The 21,340-nt window shown below is 45.9% G+C and carries 20 protein-coding genes and 3 tRNA genes; 6 read left to right on the top strand and 17 right to left on the bottom strand.

Annotated features, from left to right (window positions below; all coding sequences use genetic code 11):
• Positions 1–8: 8 nt before the first annotated feature.
• From A7sIIA15_RS05205 to A7sIIA15_RS05240, 8 genes are all read right to left on the bottom strand, one after another.
• Positions 9–344 (bottom strand): DUF4233 domain-containing protein, encoded by a 336-nt coding sequence (locus A7sIIA15_RS05205; protein ID WP_095686104.1) that lies wholly within the window; start codon positions 342–344, stop codon positions 9–11.
• A complete protein-coding gene (locus A7sIIA15_RS05210; protein ID WP_095686105.1) occupies positions 341–1,687 on the bottom strand; it encodes a bifunctional folylpolyglutamate synthase/dihydrofolate synthase in 1,347 nt (448 codons plus the stop codon). Before A7sIIA15_RS05210 ends, A7sIIA15_RS05205 begins: the two co-directional genes overlap by 4 nt.
• Positions 1,684–4,260: a valine--tRNA ligase gene (locus A7sIIA15_RS05215; protein ID WP_095686106.1), complete on the bottom strand. Its 2,577-nt coding sequence runs from the start codon at positions 4,258–4,260 to the stop codon at positions 1,684–1,686. The genes A7sIIA15_RS05210 and A7sIIA15_RS05215 overlap by 4 nt, the downstream gene beginning before the upstream one ends.
• Positions 4,261–4,275: 15 nt before the next feature.
• Positions 4,276–5,562: an ATP-dependent Clp protease ATP-binding subunit ClpX gene (gene clpX, locus A7sIIA15_RS05220; protein WP_095686107.1), complete on the bottom strand. Its 1,287-nt coding sequence runs from the start codon at positions 5,560–5,562 to the stop codon at positions 4,276–4,278.
• Positions 5,563–5,746: 184 nt separating this feature from the next.
• Positions 5,747–6,370 (bottom strand): ATP-dependent Clp protease proteolytic subunit, encoded by a 624-nt coding sequence (locus A7sIIA15_RS05225; RefSeq protein ID WP_095658184.1) that lies wholly within the window; start codon positions 6,368–6,370, stop codon positions 5,747–5,749.
• Positions 6,370–6,948, bottom strand: coding sequence for an ATP-dependent Clp protease proteolytic subunit (locus tag A7sIIA15_RS05230; RefSeq protein WP_095686108.1), 579 nt, complete (start codon positions 6,946–6,948; stop codon positions 6,370–6,372). Before A7sIIA15_RS05230 ends, A7sIIA15_RS05225 begins: the two co-directional genes overlap by 1 nt.
• 120 nt (positions 6,949–7,068) lie before the next feature.
• On the bottom strand, positions 7,069–8,364 hold the full coding sequence (tig, locus tag A7sIIA15_RS05235) for a trigger factor (RefSeq protein WP_095686109.1): 1,296 nt from the start codon (positions 8,362–8,364) through the stop codon (positions 7,069–7,071).
• A 36-nt stretch (positions 8,365–8,400) separates the two neighbouring features.
• A tRNA-Pro gene (locus A7sIIA15_RS05240) sits at positions 8,401–8,476 on the bottom strand.
• Between the two features lie 76 nt (positions 8,477–8,552).
• Here A7sIIA15_RS05240 and A7sIIA15_RS05245 point away from each other — a divergent pair.
• Positions 8,553–8,626 (top strand) — tRNA-Gly (locus A7sIIA15_RS05245).
• 5 nt (positions 8,627–8,631) lie between these two features.
• On the opposite strand, the gene A7sIIA15_RS05250 is transcribed toward A7sIIA15_RS05245, so the two are convergent.
• A complete protein-coding gene (locus A7sIIA15_RS05250; RefSeq protein ID WP_095686110.1) occupies positions 8,632–9,783 on the bottom strand; it encodes a collagen-like protein in 1,152 nt (383 codons plus the stop codon).
• Positions 9,784–10,032: 249 nt separating this feature from the next.
• Here A7sIIA15_RS05250 and A7sIIA15_RS05255 point away from each other — a divergent pair, with 249 nt between their 5' ends.
• Both A7sIIA15_RS05255 and A7sIIA15_RS05260 read left to right on the top strand, forming a co-directional pair.
• Positions 10,033–10,674, top strand: coding sequence for a hypothetical protein (locus A7sIIA15_RS05255; RefSeq protein WP_095686111.1), 642 nt, complete (start codon positions 10,033–10,035; stop codon positions 10,672–10,674).
• 100 nt (positions 10,675–10,774) lie between these two features.
• Positions 10,775–11,230, top strand: coding sequence for a ribose-5-phosphate isomerase (locus A7sIIA15_RS05260; protein ID WP_095686112.1), 456 nt, complete (start codon positions 10,775–10,777; stop codon positions 11,228–11,230).
• On the opposite strand, the gene trmB is transcribed toward A7sIIA15_RS05260, so the two are convergent.
• Positions 11,202–11,861 carry a tRNA (guanosine(46)-N7)-methyltransferase TrmB gene (gene trmB, locus A7sIIA15_RS05265; protein WP_095686113.1) on the bottom strand — a complete coding sequence of 220 codons (660 nt, stop codon included), beginning with the start codon at positions 11,859–11,861 and terminating at the stop codon, positions 11,202–11,204. The two genes, A7sIIA15_RS05260 and trmB, sit on opposite strands and share 29 nt — an antisense overlap.
• A 66-nt stretch (positions 11,862–11,927) precedes the next feature.
• On the opposite strand from trmB, the gene pepN reads away from it, so the two are divergent.
• A complete protein-coding gene (gene pepN / locus A7sIIA15_RS05270; RefSeq protein WP_095686114.1) occupies positions 11,928–14,465 on the top strand; it encodes an aminopeptidase N in 2,538 nt (845 codons plus the stop codon).
• Here pepN and A7sIIA15_RS05275 read toward each other — a convergent pair.
• Both A7sIIA15_RS05275 and A7sIIA15_RS05280 read right to left on the bottom strand, forming a co-directional pair.
• Complete coding sequence (locus A7sIIA15_RS05275; RefSeq protein WP_095686115.1) at positions 14,462–14,647, bottom strand: hypothetical protein; 186 nt, start codon at positions 14,645–14,647, stop codon at positions 14,462–14,464. The genes pepN and A7sIIA15_RS05275 overlap by 4 nt on opposite strands.
• Positions 14,648–14,665: 18 nt before the next feature.
• Positions 14,666–15,181, bottom strand: a complete 516-nt coding sequence (locus A7sIIA15_RS05280) for an HNH endonuclease (protein ID WP_095686116.1) — start codon at positions 15,179–15,181, stop codon at positions 14,666–14,668.
• A 112-nt stretch (positions 15,182–15,293) separates the two neighbouring features.
• Here A7sIIA15_RS05280 and A7sIIA15_RS05285 point away from each other — a divergent pair, with 112 nt between their 5' ends.
• Positions 15,294–15,842, top strand: a complete 549-nt coding sequence (locus A7sIIA15_RS05285; protein WP_095686117.1) for a mechanosensitive ion channel family protein — start codon at positions 15,294–15,296, stop codon at positions 15,840–15,842.
• On the opposite strand, the gene A7sIIA15_RS05290 is transcribed toward A7sIIA15_RS05285, so the two are convergent.
• From A7sIIA15_RS05290 to ettA, 5 genes are read right to left on the bottom strand one after another with little or no spacing between them, the layout of a single operon-like run.
• The gene (locus A7sIIA15_RS05290) at positions 15,830–16,204 is read right to left on the bottom strand and encodes a globin (RefSeq protein ID WP_095686118.1); all 375 of its coding nucleotides are present in this window, start codon (positions 16,202–16,204) and stop codon (positions 15,830–15,832) included. The two genes, A7sIIA15_RS05285 and A7sIIA15_RS05290, sit on opposite strands and share 13 nt — an antisense overlap.
• A 21-nt stretch (positions 16,205–16,225) precedes the next feature.
• A complete protein-coding gene (locus A7sIIA15_RS05295) occupies positions 16,226–17,443 on the bottom strand; it encodes an MFS transporter (RefSeq protein WP_095686459.1) in 1,218 nt (405 codons plus the stop codon).
• Positions 17,443–19,119: a glycoside hydrolase family 13 protein gene (locus tag A7sIIA15_RS05300; protein WP_095686119.1), complete on the bottom strand. Its 1,677-nt coding sequence runs from the start codon at positions 19,117–19,119 to the stop codon at positions 17,443–17,445. Before A7sIIA15_RS05300 ends, A7sIIA15_RS05295 begins: the two co-directional genes overlap by 1 nt.
• 2 nt (positions 19,120–19,121) lie before the next feature.
• On the bottom strand, positions 19,122–19,496 hold the full coding sequence (locus A7sIIA15_RS05305; protein WP_095686120.1) for an acyl-CoA thioesterase: 375 nt from the start codon (positions 19,494–19,496) through the stop codon (positions 19,122–19,124).
• Positions 19,497–21,164 carry an energy-dependent translational throttle protein EttA gene (ettA, locus tag A7sIIA15_RS05310; RefSeq protein ID WP_095686121.1) on the bottom strand — a complete coding sequence of 556 codons (1,668 nt, stop codon included), beginning with the start codon at positions 21,162–21,164 and terminating at the stop codon, positions 19,497–19,499.
• Between the two features lie 56 nt (positions 21,165–21,220).
• Here ettA and A7sIIA15_RS05315 point away from each other — a divergent pair.
• Positions 21,221–21,294 (top strand) — tRNA-Arg (locus A7sIIA15_RS05315).
• Positions 21,295–21,340 lie beyond the last annotated feature (46 nt).

Here is a 21,340-nt window from a genome sequence, read left to right on the forward strand (position 1 = left end):
CTAGTCTATTAGGCCTTTTCCCCTGCTTGTGCCATGAGAGCCGCACGCGCAGCTTCTCCCTTGCGGCCCACAATGATGGCTGCGGCCCATAGTCCTAGGAATATCACCCCAATAACAAAGAAGGATGGGACGAAGAAGCCGAAACTAATCATGAAAACCTGCAGAACTGAGCCGAAATATAAACCTGAACGTCGCTTGAGAATGCCGGCAGTGAGAAATAGAAGCAGTGAAATCACAGAGCCATATATGAGGGCGGCCGTAGGTTGATCTTTCGTTGCAAGCAAAATCGCAAAACCCAAAGTCATGCTCTCCATAACAAGAACTGTTGCTCCTAGAATTCTCATTTCGCAAACTTCTTTCTCAAATAGGTTCGGGCTTCTCCAACTGTAACAACCGAGCCGGTCACAATAATCCCGACGGTATCTTCACTTAACGGTCTAGTTGCATCCCCCACCGCTCGATCAAGGGCGGTGTGCAAATCCTTTACTTCAAATACTCGATCATTTCCAAAAACAGAAGTTGCTAGCTTTTCCAAATCTGACGATGACATGGCACGTGACGATGAACTTTGAGTCACAATGACGTGATCAACAATTGGTTCTAACTCTTGCAAGATCCCAAGGGCATCTTTATCCCCAAAAACACCCACAACTGCCACAATCTCATCAAAGTTAAATTCACTCTTCAGAGTCTGCGCTAGTGCTTTAGCGCCATGCGGATTATGCGCAGCATCTAAAATTACCGTCGGATCGCGGTGAACTACCTCGCAGCGACCAGGTGAAGTAACTGCGGCAAAGCCTGCACGCACTGCTTCAATATCTAGTGGTTGATCGCCAAAGAAAGCTTCCACTGCTACCAGGGCGCTGGCAGCGTTAGCGGCTTGGTGCTTGCCATGGAGAGGCAAGAAAATTTCATCGTATGTGTCGTGCAAACCTTGAATAGTCAGGAGCTGTCCCCCGACTGCGATTGCTCTTGAGGCAACTGAATACTCAACGCCTTCACGCACAACATCTGCGCCAACTTCTGCAGCTTTTCTAATTAACTCCTTAGCAGCCTCTGGCTCTTGTTGGGCCAGCACAACAAAGCCGCCTTCTTTTATGATTCCAGCCTTAGTAGAAGCGATTTCATGCAGAGTATTGCCTAGATATTCCATGTGATCAAAGCCAATTGGCATGATTACTGAGACATCTGCATCAACAACATTTGTTGCATCCCACTGCCCACCCATACCAACTTCAATAACTCCAACATCTACAGGGTGTTCAGCAAAGGCGACAAAGCCAAGTGCTGTGATTGCTTCAAAGAATGAGATGGGATGTTCAAACTTTTCATCCATTAAATCTAAATATGCAGCAATATCGTTATAGGCAAAGATTAAATCTTTAGGATCAATGGGCTCGCCGTTAATTGAAATGCGCTCACGATAGGTTTCAAGATGTGGGCTAGTAAAGCGCCCAGTACGCAAACCATGGGCGAATAAGAGCGAATCAATCATTCGTGTTGTGGTGGTCTTTCCATTTGTTCCACCCACATGAATTGTTGGATATGTCAGCTGCGGTGAACCCAAAATATCAACAAGGGCTGCAATGCGCTCTGTTGTTGGATCAATTCGAACTTCTGGCCAGCGCGCTAGTAGCGCTTGCTCAATTGCATCAACGCGCTCTTGATCATCAGGAGAAATAATCATGCTGAAGGTAGTGCGCCAAGTTGTGCTGTGAGGCGTTCGATATCAGAACTAGTTTTAGCTAAACGTTCACGGATTTCAACAACAACACTCTCAGGTGCTTTGGCCATGAAACCGTCGTTGTTCAACTTCACTTCTGCAGTCTGCTTATCCTTAATCGCTGCAGCTAAATCCTTTTCCAATCGAGCGCGCTCTGCGACAACATCGATTGATCCAGTCAAATCGAACTCCACCTTTACTGAACCGATTTCAACCTTTGCACTTGGTGTAATTTCGCCAAGCTCAAGGCGCAAAACAAAAGCCATTGCGCTTGAATAATCAGCAATTGCTCCCTTTGCCACAAAGCGCGCAGGAATCTTGAGTGAAGTCTTAATACCTTGATCATTTCTAAACCTGCGAACATCAGTGATGATCTCTTGCATCTGCGTAACAAGCTTCTCTGATGCTTTATCAACGTGGGCAGCATCTGCCACAGGCCACTTAGCAATAACGAGTGATTCTGCCCCAGTTAACGTTGTCCAGAGCTGCTCAGTAATAAATGGCATTACTGGGTGCAAAAGGCGCAAGAGTTGATCAAGAACATGACCCAGAACGCGCTTAGTATTTTGTGAATCAGCTCCTGCAAAAGTTTCCTTTGAAACCTCTAGATACCAGTCACATAGGTCATCCCAAGCAAAGTGATACAAAATCTCGCAGGCACGAGCAAACTCATACTTTTCAAGCAGTGAATCAACTTCAGAGACAGTCTCTGACAATCGGCTCAGGATCCACTTATCAATAGCGTTGAGTGAATCAACTGCTGGAAGTTCACCTTCAACAGTTGCACCATTCATCATTGCAAAGCGGGTTGCATTCCAGAGTTTGGTAGCAAAGTTACGTGAACCACCAATCCAGTCTTCAGCAAGTGCTTGGTCTGTGCCTGGATTAGCACCGCGTGCCAAAGTAAAGCGCAGAGCATCAGCGCCGTATTTGTCCATAAACTCAATGGGATCAATAACATTTCCGCGACTCTTAGACATCTTCTTGCCGAATTGATCGCGCACCAAACCATGCAACATGATTGTCTTAAACGGTGGCACACCATCCATAGCAAAAGTACTCATCATCATCATGCGCACTACCCAAAAGAACAAAATGTCATAGCCAGTTACTAGAACTGAAGTGGGATAGAACTTAGCTAAATCAGCGGTTTTTTCTGGCCAACCAAATGTTGAAAATGCCCATTGCCCCGATGAGAACCAAGTATCTAGAACATCTGGATCTTGTGTGTAGCCGGCAGGTGCTGATTCACCTGGACCAACAACGACAACATCACCATTTGGTCCATACCAAACTGGAATGCGATGGCCCCACCACAACTGGCGAGAAATACACCAGTCATGCATGTTATCTACCCAATCAAAATAACGAGGTTCTAACTCTTTAGGTTCAATTGTTACTGAGCCATTTCGCACAGCATCAGCTGATGCCTTTGCAAGTGGTGCAACCTTTACAAACCACTGCTTAGATAAACGTGGTTCAACTGTTGTGTCACAGCGTGAACAGTGACCCACTGCGTGAATATAAGGACGCTTTTCAGCAACGATGCGGCCCAGTGAGCGTAGTTTTTCAACCACTGCCACGCGTGCTTCAAAGCGATCCATGCCATCAAACTCAGTTCCTGTGCCATCCATAACACCGTGCTCGTTCATAATCACAACGAATGGAACATTGTGGCGAACAGCCATTTCAAAGTCATTGGGATCATGGGCTGCAGTTACTTTCACAGCACCGGTTCCAAAATCAGGATCCACTAGTTCATCGGCAATGATTGGAATCATTCGGTTAACAAGTGGCAAAAGTACAGAAGTTCCAACCATGTGCTTATAGCGTGGGTCATCAGGGTGAACTGCGACTGCGCCATCGCCCATCATTGTCTCTGGTCGTGTTGTTGCAACGGTGATGCTTTGTTCGCCTTCACCGTAGCGAACTGAAACGAACTCGCCGGAATCATCTTGGTGCTCAACTTCAATGTCAGAGAGTGCGGTTAAGCAACGAGGACACCAGTTAATGATTCGCTCTGCGCGATAAATCAAACCAGCATCATGCATCTTCTTAAACAATGTAACTACGGAGTTAGACATCGCTTCATCCATTGTGAAGCGCTCACGTGACCAATCAACTGATGAACCAAGGCGCTTCATCTGTTCAAGGATTGCACCGCCAGATTCTGCCTTCCACTCCCAAACTTTTTTAACAAACTCTTCGCGTCCTAAATCATGGCGAGATTTACCATCTGTGGCTAACTGCTTTTCAACAACGTTCTGTGTTGCAATTCCTGCATGGTCCATTCCAGGAAGCCATAGAACTTCAAAGCCCTTCATGCGCTTCATGCGTGATAAACAATCTTGCAGTGTTTGATCAAGTGCGTGACCAATGTGTAGAACACCTGTCACATTCGGTGGTGGCAAAACAATTGAGAAGGCAGGTTTGCTAGATGTTGCATCTGCCGTGAAGTAGCCAGCGCTGACCCACTTTTGATACAGGGTTGCTTCGATATCAGCTGGTGAAAAACTGGAAGCTAGGTCGCCGGACATAAGGAGCAGTCTAGATTATGCGCTCTTCTCCTCTTGACCCTTTGCTGCGCGTGAGCGCTTTGGAATATCACCAGTTCGTTTAATAAATTCAGGTTGCGCCCCATTTTCGATGCAATCTTTGTTCACAATGACTTTTGCTACATCTCCACGGCTAGGAACGTCATACATCACACTCAAAAGCGTTGATTCCATGATTGCGCGAAGGCCACGAGCACCAGTTCCACGATCCAAGGCAAGATCTGCAATGGCATCAAGTGCTGGGGCATCAAATTCTAGTTCAACGTTATCTAGGTCAAAGAGGCGTTGGTACTGCTTCACAAGAGCGTTCTTTGGCTCAGTCAAAATCTGCATGAGTGCTTCTTTGTCCAAGTTTTCAACACTTGTGAGAACTGGCAAACGGCCAATGAACTCTGGAATCATTCCAAACTTCAAAAGATCCTCAGGCATTACATCGGCAAAGATATCTTTACGGTTCTTATCGGCTGCATCCTGCAAGGTTGCATTAAAGCCAACACCAGACTTGCCAACTCGGCTTTCAATGATCTTTTCTAATCCAGCAAATGCACCGCCAACAATAAAGAGAACATTTGTTGTGTCAATTTGGATGAACTCTTGGTGTGGGTGCTTGCGACCACCTTGTGGTGGAACAGATGCAACAGTTCCTTCAAGAATCTTTAATAGCGCCTGCTGAACACCTTCACCTGAAACATCGCGTGTGATTGATGGGTTCTCAGATTTACGAGCAACCTTATCGATTTCATCGATATAGATAATTCCTGTTTCTGCCTTTTTAACATCGTAATCTGCGGCTTGTAGGAGCTTAAGCAAAATGTTTTCAACATCTTCACCCACATAGCCAGCCTCTGTCAGCGCAGTTGCATCTGCGATAGCAAAAGGAACGTTGAGCATGCGTGCAAGGGTTTGAGCCATCAGAGTTTTACCGCACCCTGTTGGGCCAAGTAGCAAGATATTTGATTTAGCTAATTCGATTTGATCTTCACGGTTGCCACTTTGCACACGCTTGTAGTGATTATAAACCGCAACAGAGAGAGACTTCTTTGCGCGGTTTTGTCCGATGACATATTGATCTAGGAATTCAAAGATTTCTTGTGGCTTAGGAAGTTCAGCAAGTCCAAGGGATGAGGCTTCAGAGAGCTCTTCAACGATGATCTCATTACAAAGTTCAATACATTCATCGCAGATATAGACGCCAGGTCCGGCAATGAGTTTTTTAACTTGCTTCTGAGTTTTTCCGCAGAAGGAACACTTGAGCAAGTCGCTTGTTTCGCCGATTCTGGTCATGGGTAAATTTTACGTTCCCCCGTGGATTTATGGTGAGGTTTTTGCGCTTACTTGTGTTCGCCGTGAGAATAATTCATAGGCAAATGCAGTTGGGTTATGAAGAAAAATCCTGGATGAAAACCAAAAGAGACGGTATCCCTTGTATGACCAAAGGGAGCCCGCCTCAAATAGTTTCATAGAAAGATTACTTAGTTGGCTTGGCCTTACGTGATGCCAATACCTGATCGATAATTCCATACTCAACAGCCTCTGCTGCTGTAAGAATCTTGTCGCGCTCTATGTCTTTGCGAATCTCTTCAGATGATTTCACAACGTGGCGTGATAAGAGATCTTCCTGCAAGCGAGTGATTCGATCGATTTCGCGAGCTTGAATTTCGATATCAGATGCCTGACCGCCACCTTCTGATGAAGGTTGGTGGATCAAAATACGTGAGTGCTCAAGTGCGTAACGCTTTCCTTTTGCACCTCCCGCAAGAATAACTGCGGCAGCAGATGCAGCTTGACCCAAGCAAATGGTGCTGATGTCTGGGCGAACAAACTGCATGGTGTCATAAATAGCAGTGAGCGCGGTGAAAGATCCACCAGGTGAGTTGATATAGATCATGATGTCGCGATCTGGATCCATAGATTCCAGAGTCAAAAGCTGAGCCATTACATCGTTTGCAACTGTGTCATCAATTGGCTGACCCATGAAAATAATGCGCTCTTCAAAGAGCTTTGTGTATGGATCTTGACGCTTGTATCCATAAGCTGTTTTTTCTTCAACAGTTGGAAGAACGTAGCGTGAGTTAATCTCTTGAAATGTCATTACGCTTTCCCTCCTGTGATTTGTCCCAATGAACTCACTACATGATCCACAAAGCCGTAATCCTTAGCATCCTTGGCATTGAACCAATTATCTCGATCTGAGTCTGCAAGAATCTTTTCTAGAGTTTGGCCAGTGTGCAAAGCGTTGAGCTCTGAAAGAGTTTGCTTTGTAATCGCCATCTGTTCTGCCTGAATACGAATATCAATTGCTGTTCCACCAATTCCACCTAGTGGTTGGTGCATCAAGATACGAGAGCTATTAGTTGCATAACGCTTTCCCTTTGTTCCTGATGTGAGAAGGAACTGACCCATTGATGCAGCCATTCCAAAGGTAACTGTTGCAACATCATTTGGAATCAACTCCATAGTGTCATAGACAGCCATACCTGCAGTTACTGATCCGCCTGGTGAGTTGATGTATAAGAAAATATCTTTCTTGGGATCCAAAGAGGAGAGAAGAAGAAGCTGAGCACAGACCATGTTGGCCATCTCATCGCGGACTTCACCTGACAAGAAAACAATGCGCTCTTCAAGCAAGCGGTTGTAAATCTGGTCTTTCATTTTGCTGTCTAAATCCACGTCAATTTCCTCCTGTATTTTTTACCTGTAGTGACCCTAACAATATTGGCGACTAAATGCTTCCCAATATCGCCAAATAGGAGCGTTAACTGGGCGATGTTCGCTCAGGGCTAAAGAGTATTAAGCCTCTTCGACTAAATCAGCAGGTGTTGGCTGTGGGCGTAATGCTTCAAGATCAATGACGGCACCTGATGCATCTTTAACCGTGATGCGCCCAAGTACTGAAGCCAACGCCTTTGCACGTGTTACTTCTGCAACCAACTGTGAAATCTGGCCTGCTTTTTGTAGTTCTTCAGCAAACTGCTGCGGAGCCATGCCATAGCGCTGTGAAGTGCGAACTAAGTACTCAGTTAGCTCAATCTCAGTGACCTGAACTTCTTCAGTTTGAACGATTGCATCGAGTAGGAAATCTGACTTAAGGGAAGCACGAACTTCACCATCAACCTCAGCACGGTGAACTGCATCTTCTAAGCGGCCTTCACCTTCAAGGTGATCATTTACTTCTAGTTCAACTAAAGCATCTGGAACTGGAATATCTAGATCTGCAAGTAGTTTTTCAACTAGGCGATCACGTGCCTGTGTTCCTTGTTCCATCTTCTTCACACGGCTTAGGCGCTCGCGGAAATCTTCACGAAGCTCGGCCAAAGTATCAAACTCTGAGGCAAGCTTTGCAAAAGCATCATCAACAGGTGGAAGCTCGCGCTCTTTGACTGCCTTAACTGTTGCCTCTACTTCACCCTTTTCGCCCTCTTGCTGACCAACAAGCTCAGTTTCAAAGCGCTTGGTGTCGCCAACATTCATACCAATCAAAATCTCATCAAGACCAGCAATCATCTTGTCTGAACCAACTTCATAGGAAAGATCATTTGCTTGTCCGCCTTCAACGCTTTCACCGTTGATAAAGGCATTCATATCTAGAGTTGCAAAGTCGCCGTTAGCAACTGCGCGCTCCACTGTTGTGAGAGTTCCAAAGCGTGTGCGAAGAGATTCAATCTGCTCATCAATGTCTGCATCGGTGACAGTAACGTCATCAACTTCAACAGTAATCTTTGAGAAATCAGGCAAAGTGACTTCTGGACGAATATCTACTTCAACAGTGAAAACAAGCTTCTCGTTATCAACGAACTCTTTGACATCAACTACAGGACGACCAATAACTGCAACTGTGTGTTCGCGAGCTGCCTGGCCATAGAAATCTGGAAGAGCTGCGTTGATTGCCTCATCGATTACAGTTCCGCGGCCCACGCGCTGATCAATCATTGATGCAGGAACTTTGCCTTTGCGAAAACCAGGAATGTTTACTTGTGTTGCTACCTTCTTATATGCATCAGCAACGTGTGTAGTCATTTCACTATAAGCAACTTCAATATCGAGGCGAACGCGTGTTGGGGAAAGTGTCTCGATAGTGCTTTTCACAATTACTCCTTGGTGAGCTAACAAGTTAAATGGAACTGGTCGGGGCGGGGAGATTCGAACTCCCGATCTCCTGCTCCCAAAGCAGGCGCGCTAGCCACTACGCTACGCCCCGAGGCGCAAAGCGAGAGTCTAGAGGAGATTTCACTCATCTCTTACCGACCCAGTACCTTTAGCCCTACGCACCACATGCGGGTGTAGCTCAATGGTAGAGCCCCAGCCTTCCAAGCTGGCCATGCCGGTTCGATCCCGGTCACCCGCTCCACGTATTTATCCGATGGAACCGACCTTAGTAATGAGGGCGGTGCCGCTGAATGAAATTGAACTCAACAAACTCGCAGTTTGTATATTTATATTGACTCCGAAAAATGGCGTTCCGCTGGCATTCGTATAAGCACCCATAATCCGTATTCCAAAATGCTTTGACTTGATGCCATTTGCATAACTTTCAGAGTTGCTAGCGATGCAATATTGATTAGTAATTGGGACACAATCTCCAGCTGTGCACACTGAAATCGTTCCACCGATAAAGAGATCTTCTGTGTTGCCCACTGGGACAAGGCCATTGACCATCACTTCAAACGTATAGCTACTGTCTGCACTCAAACTAGCTGTCGAAATTATGTCGATACTTCTGCCTCCTGAAGTTGTTACTAATGCTTTTGAACTCAATACAACCCACTGCGCACTACTAATCCCCGCAGCACCTGCACTACCAGTTGCACCTTGTGAGCCAGAACTTCCTGTTAATCCGGTGTCACCTTTAACTCCTTGAATTCCTGCATCACCCTTAGCTCCAGCTAAGCCGGTATCACCTTTACTTCCATCGACTCCATTAGTGCCTGCTGTGCCAGTGTCACCTTTAACTCCAGCAGTTCCATTTGTTCCTGCAGTACCTGCTAATCCAGTTGCTCCGGTTTCACCTTTAGCACCAGTTGCACCGATTGATCCTGTGGCACCGGTGTAACCAGTTGATCCAGTTGCACCTGTTAAGCCCGTTGCACCTTTAGCTCCATCAGCACCTTTCACGCCATCAGCACCTTTAGCTCCAGCTGCTCCATCAGTTCCATTAGCACCTGATAACCCTTGTTCTCCTGTGTTGCCTTTAGCTCCATCAATACCAGCTACAGGCACTACAACATCTTTTGTCTCAGGTACTCGTAGTGATGTTGCTAGCTTCCAAACACCTTTTGTCTTGGGCCCATAGAGATTTGCATTCTTTAAATCAATATAGAAATCACCATCTATGCCAACTGTTTTTAATGGAATTACATTGCCACTTAATATCGTGTTAGGAATTGATTTTGATGATCGCGCAGCATCTTTAACAACAAGTGAAGTCTTACCCGCAGGAAATGCTTGTGGGCTACTGATTAATGTTGTGATCAAAGCAAAAGCGATGAGAGTGGTTTTGGTTTTCATAAGAATCCTGGTTTCTGGAACGCTGGGAACGTTCTGAGAGCTAGTGTGAAACAGGTAACTCAGGGGCTAAATAGGGGGCACGGCGGCAGGAGTTGAGCGTGGAGATTGGGTAGTCCCTACAAAAGGTTAAAAACTCACAAAGTGTTCTAAGACTTACCTACTACTTTATTCAGCATAAGGGAGTTGATTACGGGTAGTCGATGACGAGGGGTCACAGACAGTTCCGCTAGATGAGAGGAAGACATGCAAATGTCATCAAATAGAAAGATTGCAGCAGTAGTTCTAACTACTTTTGCACTTTCGGTTGGCACGGTAGGTGTTGCATCAGCATCACAGACTACGTCAAAAGGAAAGTCAGTATCAGTTCGCCAAACAACCACTCGCACCACAGTTAATGCCATTGCTAATCCAATGGTCGGAGCGCTTGGTAAAAAGGGTGATCATGCTGCTGGGTTAAAGAATGTTCTAACAACTCTTGTGAGTGCAGGAACAATCACTCAAGTCCAAGCTGATGCCATCACTGCAGCCTTAACTGCAGCACAAGCGGCTCATCAGGCAAACAAGGGTGCAGATCGTTCAGCACGCGAATCACTGATTGCAACGACAATCGGTAAGAGCATATCTGAGATTCAAACCGCTCTTGCTTCTGGTCAATCTCTCGGTGCTATCGCTGGTGATAAGAGACCTGCACTGATCACCGCACTTGTTGCTGATCACACAAAGAAAATCGATGCAGCTGTTACAGCTGGAAAGATGACTGCAGCACAAGCAACAACTATGAAAGCTGATTTAACTGCGCATGTAACTGCCAAAGTTGATGCAGTCCGTCCAGCAATGGGCCCAGGAATGGGTAAGGGCGGGCATAAAGGCGGACACGGTCCTAATCACTAACTTCTGATAAAGCTAGAACCTCCTAAGGGTAAAACCCGCCACATAATGAGAATGTGGCGGGTTTTCTTTATGCCCACGTTGTTGGTGGCAAGATGGGCATATGAAGATTCACATCGGAAGTGACCATGCAGGCCTTGAGTTAAAGAGCGCTCTAGTTCAATACCTTGAGTCACAAGCTCACACAGTCACTGACCACGGCCCACATGAATATGACGCTCTAGATGACTATCCAGATTTTTGCATTCCAGCTGCCATTGCAACGGTTAAAGATGCCGGTTCATTGGGAATTGTTCTAGGTGGCTCTGGAAATGGTGAGCAGATTGCTGCCAACAAAGTTAAAGGTGTGAGAGCGGCTCTAGCCTGGAGCGTTGAAACGGCAAAGCTTGCAAGAGAGCACAACAATGCAAATGTAGTGGGTATTGGTGGACGAATGCATTCAATAGATGAGTGCAAGGCAATCATTGATGCTTTCATTGAAACGCCATTTACTAATGATGAACGTCATGTGCGACGAATCAACAAAATATCTACTTTCGAAAATACATCAAATCAGTAACTTGGTGATCTTTATCGATCCCCTGGCCTTCAAAGCGTGTAACCGGACGTGATTCTGGTTTTTCAATTACTCCCCCAGTAAATAAAGATGAGGCAGCAAAAACTTCCTGCATGCTAATTGCATAAGGAACCCAGTCAGTTGCAATATGGATGTAGCCGCCCTTTTTTAACTTTGGGTGAATGAGAGCAAGAAAGCCTTCATTAACTATTCGGCGCTTGTTGTGTTTCTTCTTTGGCCAAGGATCTGGAAAATAGAGATGGATTGCATCTAAAGATTCATCCTCAAACATATGTGGCAAAACGATATGTACATCATCTTCAATGACGCGCAGATTCTTTAAATCATTTTCCACAATACGGCCTAACAACTTGCCGATGCCTGGTGGGTGCACATCGACGGCGATGTAGCCGTTGTAAGGGTGATTTTTGGCGATGATTGCGGTTGCTTCCCCCATGCCAAAACCGATCTCCATAATGATTTTCTGGCTGGTAGGAAAGATTTCTTTGAGATTTACTTTCTTTTCCTCAACGGCAATTCCATACATAGCCTGTAGTTCATCTTTTGCTGCACGTTGGGCCTGGGTAATGCGGGAGCCTCGGATGCTATAGCTGCGTACCGATGGGCGTTCCATGTCCTAACTCTGTCATGGTTGGATTAGAACCTACAAAAGCGCCCCATCCATTAAGAGGAGTTACAAGTGCCAGGTCTGAATTTGAGCCGTACTGAAGCTAAAGATCGTGCGGAGCATCTTTACGTAAACAGCTATGCAGTCACTCTAGATGTTACAAAGGGTGAAGAGACCTTCTATTCAAAATCAGAGGTTTCTTTTACGTGCAACAAGCCTGGCTATTCAACCTTTATTGATGCTGTGGGACGCAGCGTCATCAGTGCAACACTTAATGGCGCAGCAGTTGATGTTTCTAAATTTGATGGCGAAAGCATTTTCCTTACTAACTTAGCTGCCGATAACACCTTAGTAATTGAGATGGAAGCTGAATACTCAAAGTCAGGTGAAGGTCTGCAGCGCTCAGTTGATCCAGCCGACGGTGAGATCTATTTGTACTCACAAGGTGAGACTGCGCATATTCGCAACATGTTTGCCTGCTTTGATCAGCCATCTCTAAAAGCAACATTTACTCTGACCGTAACAACACCGGGTCACTGGCAAGCAGTTTCAAATAACCCAGTTGAGTCAAAGACAACTAAGGGTGAATCAGTTGAATGGAAGTTCACAACTACCCCACGTATTGCAACCTACCTAGATGCACTCATTGCAGGACCGTATTCATCTGTCCATGATGTTTATAAAGGTGCGAAGGAGATTCCTCTTGGAATCTACTGCCGTAAATCGATGATGCAGTACTTAGATCCAGAAGATATCTTCCTGATTACTAAGCAAGGCTTTGAATACTTTGAAAAAGTCTTTGGTCTGGCATATCCATTTGAAAAATACGATCAAATCGCAGTTGTTGACTTCAACTTCGGTGCAATGGAAAACGCTGGCGCGGTCACATTCCGTGAAGATGTTCTAGTTTTCCGCTCGCACATGCCAGAAAAGGCATACCTCTCACGTGCCAACACAATCCTGCATGAAATGGCGCACATGTGGTTTGGCGACATGGTCACCATGTTCTGGTGGGATGATCTATGGCTCAATGAATCTTTTGCTGAATGGTCTTCTTATTTAGCACTCTCTGAGTCAACGCGCTTTAAGGGAGCTTGGACTGAGTTCAATAGCGCACGAAAGAACTGGGCATATCGCCAAGACCAACTCTCTTCCACTCACCCAATCATCGCTGACATGGTTGATATGGAGGCGGTAAATGCTAACTTTGATGGAATTACTTATGCCAAGGGTGCATCTGTATTACATCAACTCGTTGCCCACGTTGGTCGTCCACAATTCATCGCAGGATTGCAAAAGTACTTTGCAAAGCATGCTTGGGGTAACACAACACTTAATGATTTATTAGTAGAACTAGAAGCGGCCAGTGGTCGCAAGTTAGAGACCTGGGTCCACACCTGGCTACAAACTGCAGGCGTAAACACCCTGCGTCCACAGCTAGAAATTGATGGTGATACTTATACAAGTGTTGTCATCTCACAAGAGGTTCCTCTAGTTCCTGCTGGTTCAAAAGAGCTTCGCCCCCACCGCTTAGCTGTTGGTCTCTATGACATCAGCGGTGACTCACTTAACTTACGTAAATCTGTTGAACTAGATGTTGTTGGTGCAAGCACAGTAGTAACAGAGCTAGCTGGTGAAAAAGTTGCAGATCTTTTGCTTATCAATGACCGCGATCTTTCATATGCCAAGCTGCGCTTTGATGATCGCTCTATTGCAACGCTGAAGAAATATCTAGGCCGTTTAAATGATCCATTGGCTCGCGCTCTTAGTTGGGCAGCTATTTGGGATATGCACCGAGATGCACAAATCTCTTCTGCCGATTTCATTGAGATAGCCCTTTCTGGCTTAGCTGGGGAAAATGATGATGCAATCGTCAACATTGTTATTGGCCAACTTGGCACATCTGTAGAGGGTTATGCATCTGATGCTAATCGAGATAAGTATCGTGAGCGCTTAGCTGCTGGATTCTGGAACCTTATGCAATCAAGTGCGCCAGCAAGTGATCTCCAACTTCTCTATTCACGCGCATTTGCCGCTAACGCCCACACGCCAGAACAGATTAAAAATGTGCGCGGGATTTTAAATGGCGAAATCAAGGGTCTTAAAGTTGATACCGATCGCCGCTGGGATTTCCTCATTGCACTCACTGAGCGCGGGGCAACTACCCAAGCAGAGCTAGATGCAGAGTTGGCAAGTGATAACACCACTTCAGGAAACTTGTTGTTTGAGACTGCAAAAGCTGCAACACCAAATGCCGAGGCAAAGGCTTATGCATTCAATACCGTGATGCATCAAGATGCTCAGACTTCAGTTCGCTCTGCATTAGTTGCAGGCTTCCAACGCCCTATCCAGCGCCACCTTTTGACCCCATTTGTGGATCTCTACTTTGAGAACTTACTCTCAGAGTGGGAGTCAAAGTCTTATGAAGGCGCAGCCAAGTTTGTGACTGGAATGTATCCAAGCTGGATTATTAGTCAGAGCACACTGGATAAAACTAATGCTTGGTTAAATGGTGTGGGTAAAGATGCACCTGCGGTACTTCGCAAACTAGTTAAAGAATCACAAGACGGAGTTATCCGTGCTTTGAAGGTTCAGGGGCTAGATAATTAGTTAATTGAAGAAACTGAAGATTGTGCTTTTTCTTTTCGTGGCGCTGATGTCAACCAAGATGTAAGTGCAATAACAGTAAAGAGTCCAACAGGAATTACTACGTAAGTGAAAACTGTTTGTGCAACGCTCAAACCTGGGCCTGGGACATAGCCATCTTCAAATCTGCTCGCAAGAAATTGCATGGGTTAAGTATAAATGCTTTAAGCAGTTGCTGCTGCCACACCAAATGGCTCTAAGTACTGCAACCATCTGGCATTAGTCTGACCGGTTCCAAGAATTCTCCATGCTGCCCCTACTGGCTCACGCGGAAGTTGGCGCAATCTCCAACCAATTTCTTTGAGCTGCTTATCTGCCTTTAAGTGATTGCACTTATGGCATGCAGAGACAACGTTCTCCCAATTGTGACCGCCACCACGGCTGCGTGGAATGACGTGATCAATGGATGTGGCAGGTGCAGTGCAATACACACAACGTCCACCATCTCTAGCAAAGATTGCCCGGCGAGAAAGTGGAACTGCGTGGCGATATGGAATGCGAACAAATTTATTGAGGCGAATCACTGAAGGAAGTTCTATTTCTCCGCCAGAGAAATGTAGGACCGAACCTGACTCTTCAATCATTGTTGCGCGGTGATTGAGCACAAGGATGAGCGCACGACGTTCAGTAATGACACCTAGTGGTTCGTAGGTGGCATTGAGCACCAGCGTCCGCGACATCGCAATCCTCTCCTTGGCTATGAGCGATTGGTTTATCTTGCACCAAAACACCCGAGCGCGTGGGTATTGACTAGCGATATTTAGGTAAAGATTTGGATAAAGTCTGACTTCTATGAACGATTCACTGCAAAACGCCCTGGACTGGATAAGCGGAACCCCCCTGCGCGTAGCCATCATTCTTATCTCGGCCATGATTGCCCAGGCCTTTGGAACCCGCGCAATCGAGCGGGCCATGAATCGATTAGCAACTGCTGATCTAGTTCCAGGTCCGCGCAACATCGTTTCTCGGCAAAAAGAACGCGCTCGCACAATTGGCGGCGTCCTCTCTAGCACTTTAAAAACTGTTATCTGGGTTGTTGCAGCAGCAATGGCTCTCGGTGAATTTGGTTTTAACTTAGGACCACTCATTGCATCAGCTGGAATTTTAGGTGTTGCACTTGGTCTTGGTGCACAGACCCTGGTTCGAGATGTTCTCTCTGGAATCTTTATGTTGGTTGAAGATCAATATGGTGTGGGCGACCAAGTAGATGTTTTAGAGGTTCAAGGTGTTGTTGAGAAAGTTGGTTTGCGCGTGACATGTGTGCGCGATAAAAAGGGAACGCTTTGGTATTTGCGAAATGGCGAAATTCTAAAAGTTGGAAATCAATCTCAATCTGGTTGATTAATCATGGCAGCTGCTGCCATCTCTAAATAGCCCCACAACTGCTCTTTGTGTTCTGGTTTCATTTCTACTCCATCAACGGCTGCGCGCATCGCCTTTAGCCATGCATCATGTGCTGCAAGATTGATATGAAACTCTGAATGGCGCATGCGAAGTCGTGGATGTCCACGGTTTTCTTGATAGGTAGTTGGTCCGCCCCAGTATTGTTCTAAGAACCATTGCAAGCGCATTGCTGCAGCCTTTAAATCTGTATCTGGATACATGGGGCGCAAAATAGGATCAACGGCCACCTGAGCATAAAACTGCGCAGTTAAATCAGCAAAGAAAGCTTCTCCGCCTATTTCTTCATAAAGGCTGCTCATGTTCTAAGGATAGCCATATCGCTAATTCTCAATCTTCATAATCTTTCCCGCACTCACCGCTAATCCCAGTACTGGAATGGCTGCAAAGAAACATAGCCAGCCGTAACTCAACGTTCCGATGATTACACCAGCGAGTGCTCCCCCGCCAGCACCGGCTAAGTTCATTACTAAATCACTGGCACCTTGGGATGCAGGACGCATCTCAAGTGAGACAGATTCAGAGAGAAAAGCAGAACCTGCGATGAGTGTGCAGGACCAACCCAGACCAAGTAAGAACAGTCCAATTCCAAGTTTTACAGCATCATCTGCTGCTGCCGTGCCAGAAACAAGAGTTGAAAGCAACAAGATTGTTATACCAATTTGAATCACTCTCACTCGCCCAAGAAGATCACTTAAGGATCCAACCAGTGGCGAAAATGCATACATTCCTAAAACGTGCACGCTAATGACAAAACCGATAATTTGAAGTGAAACATCAACATGCTTCATATGAATTGGTGTCATCACCATCACTGAAACCATTGCAACGTGTCCAATTGCAATAGCGCTAATAGCAAATAACGCCTTTGGATTAGATCGAATATGTGTAAGAGCTGCCTTGGTTGAACCCTTATGTTGTTTTACCTTCGCCTGTTTTTCCGCTAAGAGATAAGGATCAGGGCGCAGGAAGAGTTGAATAACTACTGTTGCAAAAATTAATGTAAGAGCAGAGATGATGTAAGGACCAACAAGTGGCGGAAGATTGAAGCGCTCTGCCAAACGCCCTGCAGGATCCATTAAATTAGGCCCAGCAACTGCGCCAATAGTTGAACCCCAGACAACAAATGAGAGTTGTTTTGCACGGGTTTCATCAGTTGCTAAATCAATTGCTGCAAAGCGGGCTTGGTAGCCAGATGCTGATGCTGAACCAACAAGAAAAGTTCCAAGAAGCATGAGGAATATGTTCTTATGAGCACCACCCAGGATTGCACTTACTGAACCAACAACTCCTGCCACATAACCAACAGAGAGTGAAAGCCTGCGACCACCTCGGGCAGTTAAACGTGCAAGTGGCAGAGCCATTGCAGCTGCGCCTAAAACAGAGAAAGTTTGAGCAAGACCTGCCAACGTTTCTGAATCAGTAATAGATGAAACAAGTAAGGAACCAGCGGCAACAGTGCCTGCAACGCCAATGCCATTTAAGACTTGGGCAGTTGCAAGTGTTTTAACTACTTTTTGTTGCAGCGCTGTATTTGGCATTAAGAAACCAATCTGACCCACACGGCAGTATCAGTTGGCAATGTGTGACCGGTTATTGGTCCACTTGAAACTAATACCTGTGAGTTAGATGGAAGTTCAATCGGTGCACCAAAGTTGATGTAACAAGCAAAATCTCCAGGACGCTCAAATGCAACAACATCCTTGCCCGCTTCAATCCACTCCATCGGTCCATCGCCTAAGCCTTCTTCGCCTTTGCGAATAGCTAAAGCTTTTCTATACATGGACAAGGTTGATCCTTCAACACCATCTTGTGTGTCAACGGCATAAGTTCCCCACCAAGAAGATTGTGGCAACCATGCTTGTTCTGGCTTTAATGATGCGTTCGTTGAGAAACCAAAAGCGCCAGCTGGATTAGAAGTCCATGGCATTGGAACACGGCAGCCATCACGACCACGATCTGAAAAACCACTCATCTTCCAACGTGGATCAGTTAAACGATCTTCAGGAATATCGCGCACTTCAGGAACTGCAAGCTCTTCACCTTGATACAGATATGTTCCTCCAGGCAAAGCTAGTGTCATGAGCGCAGCACTTCTTGCACGCAAAGTTCCGCGCGCAATGTTGAGCTTCTTTGGATCTCCTTGGCGTGAAAGGGTTGTGTCACCGTGATTAGTGAGCCCTAGATCTAGGCGATCAACTGAGCGCACAACATCATGGTTATTAAATACCCACGAAGTAGGTGCTCCAACTTCTTCTAGTGCATCAATAGAGTTATTAATCTTTGTCTTGATCTCTTTGGCATCCCAGAGCGTTGTTAACATCTCAAAGTTAAATGAGTTCTGTAGCTCATCTGATCGAACATAACGCGCAATGCGCTCTGATGGACTAACCCAGGCTTCAGCAACTGCCATGCGATCTCCTGGATATGAATCAAGAATCTTGCGCCAAGAACGATAAATATCGTGGACGCCTTCTTGATCCCAGAAAGGCTTGTGTTCTGTGCCAAGCATGGATGCTGCTGGATCTTTTCTAATATCTGGCAAGCCCGCTTCTTTAAACATTCCATGGGCAACATCGATACGAAAACCTGCAACACCGCGATCTAGCCAGAACTTCAACACATCTTCTAAGTGGGCAACTACTTCTGGGTTCTCCCAATTAAGGTCAGGTTGTTCAACAGCAAAGAGATGTAAATACCACTGCCCTGGTTTCCCATCGGCTTCAATGACGCGCTCCCATGCGCATCCACCAAAGACTGCTTCCCAGTTATTTGGTGGCAAATCTCCGTTAGGACCCTTGCCATCGCGGAACATATAACGATCGCGTTCAGGTGAACCAGGACCTGCTTTAAGGGCAGCTTGAAACCACTTGTGATCACTTGATGTGTGGTTAGGAACAATGTCAACGATTAACTTAATTCCAAGATCATTTGCTTCTTTTATCAATGTTTCGGCCTGAGCAAGAGTTCCGTAATCAGGTTCGATATCCATGTAGTCGGCAACGTCATACCCATGATCGTGTTGAGGTGATGGATACCAAGGAGAAATCCAAATTGCATCAATACCTAGTTGCTTCAAATATGGAAGTCGTGAGCGAATACCTTCAACATCGCCAATGCCATCTCCGTTTGAATCAGCATAGGAGCGTGGATAAATCTGGTAGGTAACTGCATCACGCCACCAAGGACGCTCTTTACGAGATTTTAAAGGTGACATTCTTACTCCGTCTCAAGATATTTAGTGAGAAATGCTCGTTGTTCATCATCTATTGGATGAGACTTCTTAGTGCCCATGTCCACAGTTACTTGAACTGTTTTCACTCGGGCAACTAGCTCGCCTTTCATCTTTATCTCATAGGTCATCGTGAAAGAAGAGTTACCAATCGCGCTCACCCAAAGCTCGATATCGAGGAATGTATCGCCATCATAAATAGGTGCGATGAAATCAACTTCAGCACGGGCAACAACCATCTCTAAAATGCCTGACCAAGCAAAGCGGGCTTCTTGTGCATACGTTAAATACACAGCGTTATTAACATGACCAAAAGCATCTAGATCATCCCAGCGGACATACTGCTTACTTTGATATCTCATTTAACGGGTCAACTTTCTATATGTGACGCGGTGTGGACGTGCCGCATCAGCTCCTAATCTTTGAATCTTATTTGCTTCATAGGATTCGAAGTTTCCTTCAAACCAGAACCATTTTGAATCACCCTCATAGGCCAAGATGTGTGTTGCTACGCGGTCAAGGAACCAGCGATCGTGGGAAATAACCACAGCGCAACCAGGAAACTCTAGGAGTGCGTTTTCTAGTGAGCCCAAAGTTTCAACATCTAAATCATTTGTTGGCTCATCAAGGAGTAATAGATTGCCACCTTGCTTAAGAGTCAGCGCTAAGTTCAAACGGTTGCGCTCTCCACCAGAGAGAACTCCAGTTGGCTTTTGTTGATCTGGGCCTTTAAAACCAAAGCAGGAAACATAGGCACGTGAAGGCATTTCAACTTGGCCGACCTTAATGAAATCAAGACCGTCAGAGACAACTTCCCAAAGAGTTTTCTTTGGATCTAGTCCACCACGGGACTGGTCAACGTAGGAAATCTTTACAGTTTCACCAATCTTCACGCTTCCAGAATCTGGAGTTTCAAGACCTAGCAGCGTCTTAAACAACGTAGTTTTACCCGCACCATTTGGTCCAATGACTCCCACAATTCCATTGCGTGGCAAAGTAAATGAAAGATCATCGATAAGAACACGATCACCAAAGCCCTTAGTCAGATTTTCAACTTCAATGACAACATTTCCTAGTCGCGGTCCAGGTGGAATCTGGATTTCTTCAAAGTCGAGTTTGCGCATCTTGTCAGCTTCCGCTGCCATCTCTTCATAACGAGCAAGACGGGCTTTAGATTTAGTTTGGCGGCCCTTAGCATTTTGGCGCACCCATTCAAGTTCTTCCGTTAAACGCTTTGCACGCTTGGCATCTTTTTGGCCTTCAATCTTTAAACGCGCAGACTTTGTTTCAAGGTAGGTGGTGTAGTTACCTTCATAAGGATAAGCACGACCACGGTCGAGTTCTAGGATCCATTGCGCAACATTGTCCAAGAAGTATCTATCGTGTGTGATCGCAACAACTGCACCAGCATATTTATTTAAGTGCTGTTCTAGCCACAAAACAGATTCAGCGTCGAGGTGGTTAGTTGGCTCATCAAGAAGCAATAGATCTGGGGCTTGCAAAAGTAGCTTGCACAATGCCACACGGCGCTTTTCACCACCGGAAAGAACTGAAACATCAGCATCAGCCGGTGGGCAACGAAGTGCGTCCATAGCTTGTTCTAACTTTGAATCTAACTCCCATGCATTGCGGTGATCGAGTTGTTCTTGCAGCTCGCCCATTTCAGCTAATAACTTGTCGTAGTCAGCATCTGGGCTAGACATCTCATCGCTAATTGCATTGAATCGATCAAGCATTGCGACAGTTTCTGCCACGCCTTCTTTAACGTTATCAATAACGTTTTTGGATTCATTGAGCTGTGGCTCTTGAAGCAAGATTCCAACGGTGTAACCGGGAGTTATGTATGCCTCGCCATTTGAAGGTTGCTGTAGTCCGGCCATGATCTGTAGGACTGTGGATTTACCGGCACCGTTAGGTCCGACCACGCCGATCTTGGCGCCTGGATAAAACATAATCGTGACGTCATCAAGGATGACCTTGTCACCATGCGCTTTACGCGCTTTCTTCATCGTGTAAATGAACTCAGCCATGGAATGAAACCTTAGTGGTAGTCACGGGTAGACTATGCATTACGACCCTCCTACAAGCGCCTGTAGCTCAGTCGGATAGAGCACCCGCCTTCTAAGCGGGTTGTCGCAGGTTCGATTCCTGCCAGGCGCGCAGCAGTTTTAAAACATAAAAGAACCCAGGGCTACCCTCGTGGCCC

Source organism: Candidatus Planktophila vernalis, assembly GCF_002288185.1.
Lineage (GTDB): Bacteria > Actinomycetota > Actinomycetes > Nanopelagicales > Nanopelagicaceae > Planktophila > Planktophila vernalis.

Excerpts from the sequence above, each read along its gene's own strand:
- A7sIIA15_RS05205 (WP_095686104.1), bottom strand. The coding sequence starts at position 344 with ATGAGAATTCTAGGAGCAACAGTTCTTGTTATGGAGAGCATGACTTTG.
- A7sIIA15_RS05210 (WP_095686105.1), bottom strand. The coding sequence starts at position 1,687 with ATGATTATTTCTCCTGATGATCAAGAGCGCGTTGATGCAATTGAGCAA.
- A7sIIA15_RS05215 (WP_095686106.1), bottom strand. The coding sequence starts at position 4,260 with ATGTCCGGCGACCTAGCTTCCAGTTTTTCACCAGCTGATATCGAAGCA.
- clpX (WP_095686107.1), bottom strand. The coding sequence starts at position 5,562 with ATGACCAGAATCGGCGAAACAAGCGACTTGCTCAAGTGTTCCTTCTGC.
- A7sIIA15_RS05225 (WP_095658184.1), bottom strand. The coding sequence starts at position 6,370 with ATGACATTTCAAGAGATTAACTCACGCTACGTTCTTCCAACTGTTGAA.
- A7sIIA15_RS05250 (WP_095686110.1), bottom strand. The coding sequence starts at position 9,783 with ATGAAAACCAAAACCACTCTCATCGCTTTTGCTTTGATCACAACATTA.
- A7sIIA15_RS05255 (WP_095686111.1), top strand. The coding sequence starts at position 10,033 with ATGTCATCAAATAGAAAGATTGCAGCAGTAGTTCTAACTACTTTTGCA.
- A7sIIA15_RS05260 (WP_095686112.1), top strand. The coding sequence starts at position 10,775 with ATGAAGATTCACATCGGAAGTGACCATGCAGGCCTTGAGTTAAAGAGC.
- trmB (WP_095686113.1), bottom strand. The coding sequence starts at position 11,861 with ATGGAACGCCCATCGGTACGCAGCTATAGCATCCGAGGCTCCCGCATT.
- A7sIIA15_RS05275 (WP_095686115.1), bottom strand. The coding sequence starts at position 14,647 with ATGCAATTTCTTGCGAGCAGATTTGAAGATGGCTATGTCCCAGGCCCA.
- A7sIIA15_RS05280 (WP_095686116.1), bottom strand. The coding sequence starts at position 15,181 with ATGTCGCGGACGCTGGTGCTCAATGCCACCTACGAACCACTAGGTGTC.
- A7sIIA15_RS05285 (WP_095686117.1), top strand. The coding sequence starts at position 15,294 with ATGAACGATTCACTGCAAAACGCCCTGGACTGGATAAGCGGAACCCCC.
- A7sIIA15_RS05290 (WP_095686118.1), bottom strand. The coding sequence starts at position 16,204 with ATGAGCAGCCTTTATGAAGAAATAGGCGGAGAAGCTTTCTTTGCTGAT.
- A7sIIA15_RS05295 (WP_095686459.1), bottom strand. The coding sequence starts at position 17,443 with ATGCCAAATACAGCGCTGCAACAAAAAGTAGTTAAAACACTTGCAACT.
- A7sIIA15_RS05300 (WP_095686119.1), bottom strand. The coding sequence starts at position 19,119 with ATGTCACCTTTAAAATCTCGTAAAGAGCGTCCTTGGTGGCGTGATGCA.
- A7sIIA15_RS05305 (WP_095686120.1), bottom strand. The coding sequence starts at position 19,496 with ATGAGATATCAAAGTAAGCAGTATGTCCGCTGGGATGATCTAGATGCT.
- ettA (WP_095686121.1), bottom strand. The coding sequence starts at position 21,164 with ATGGCTGAGTTCATTTACACGATGAAGAAAGCGCGTAAAGCGCATGGT.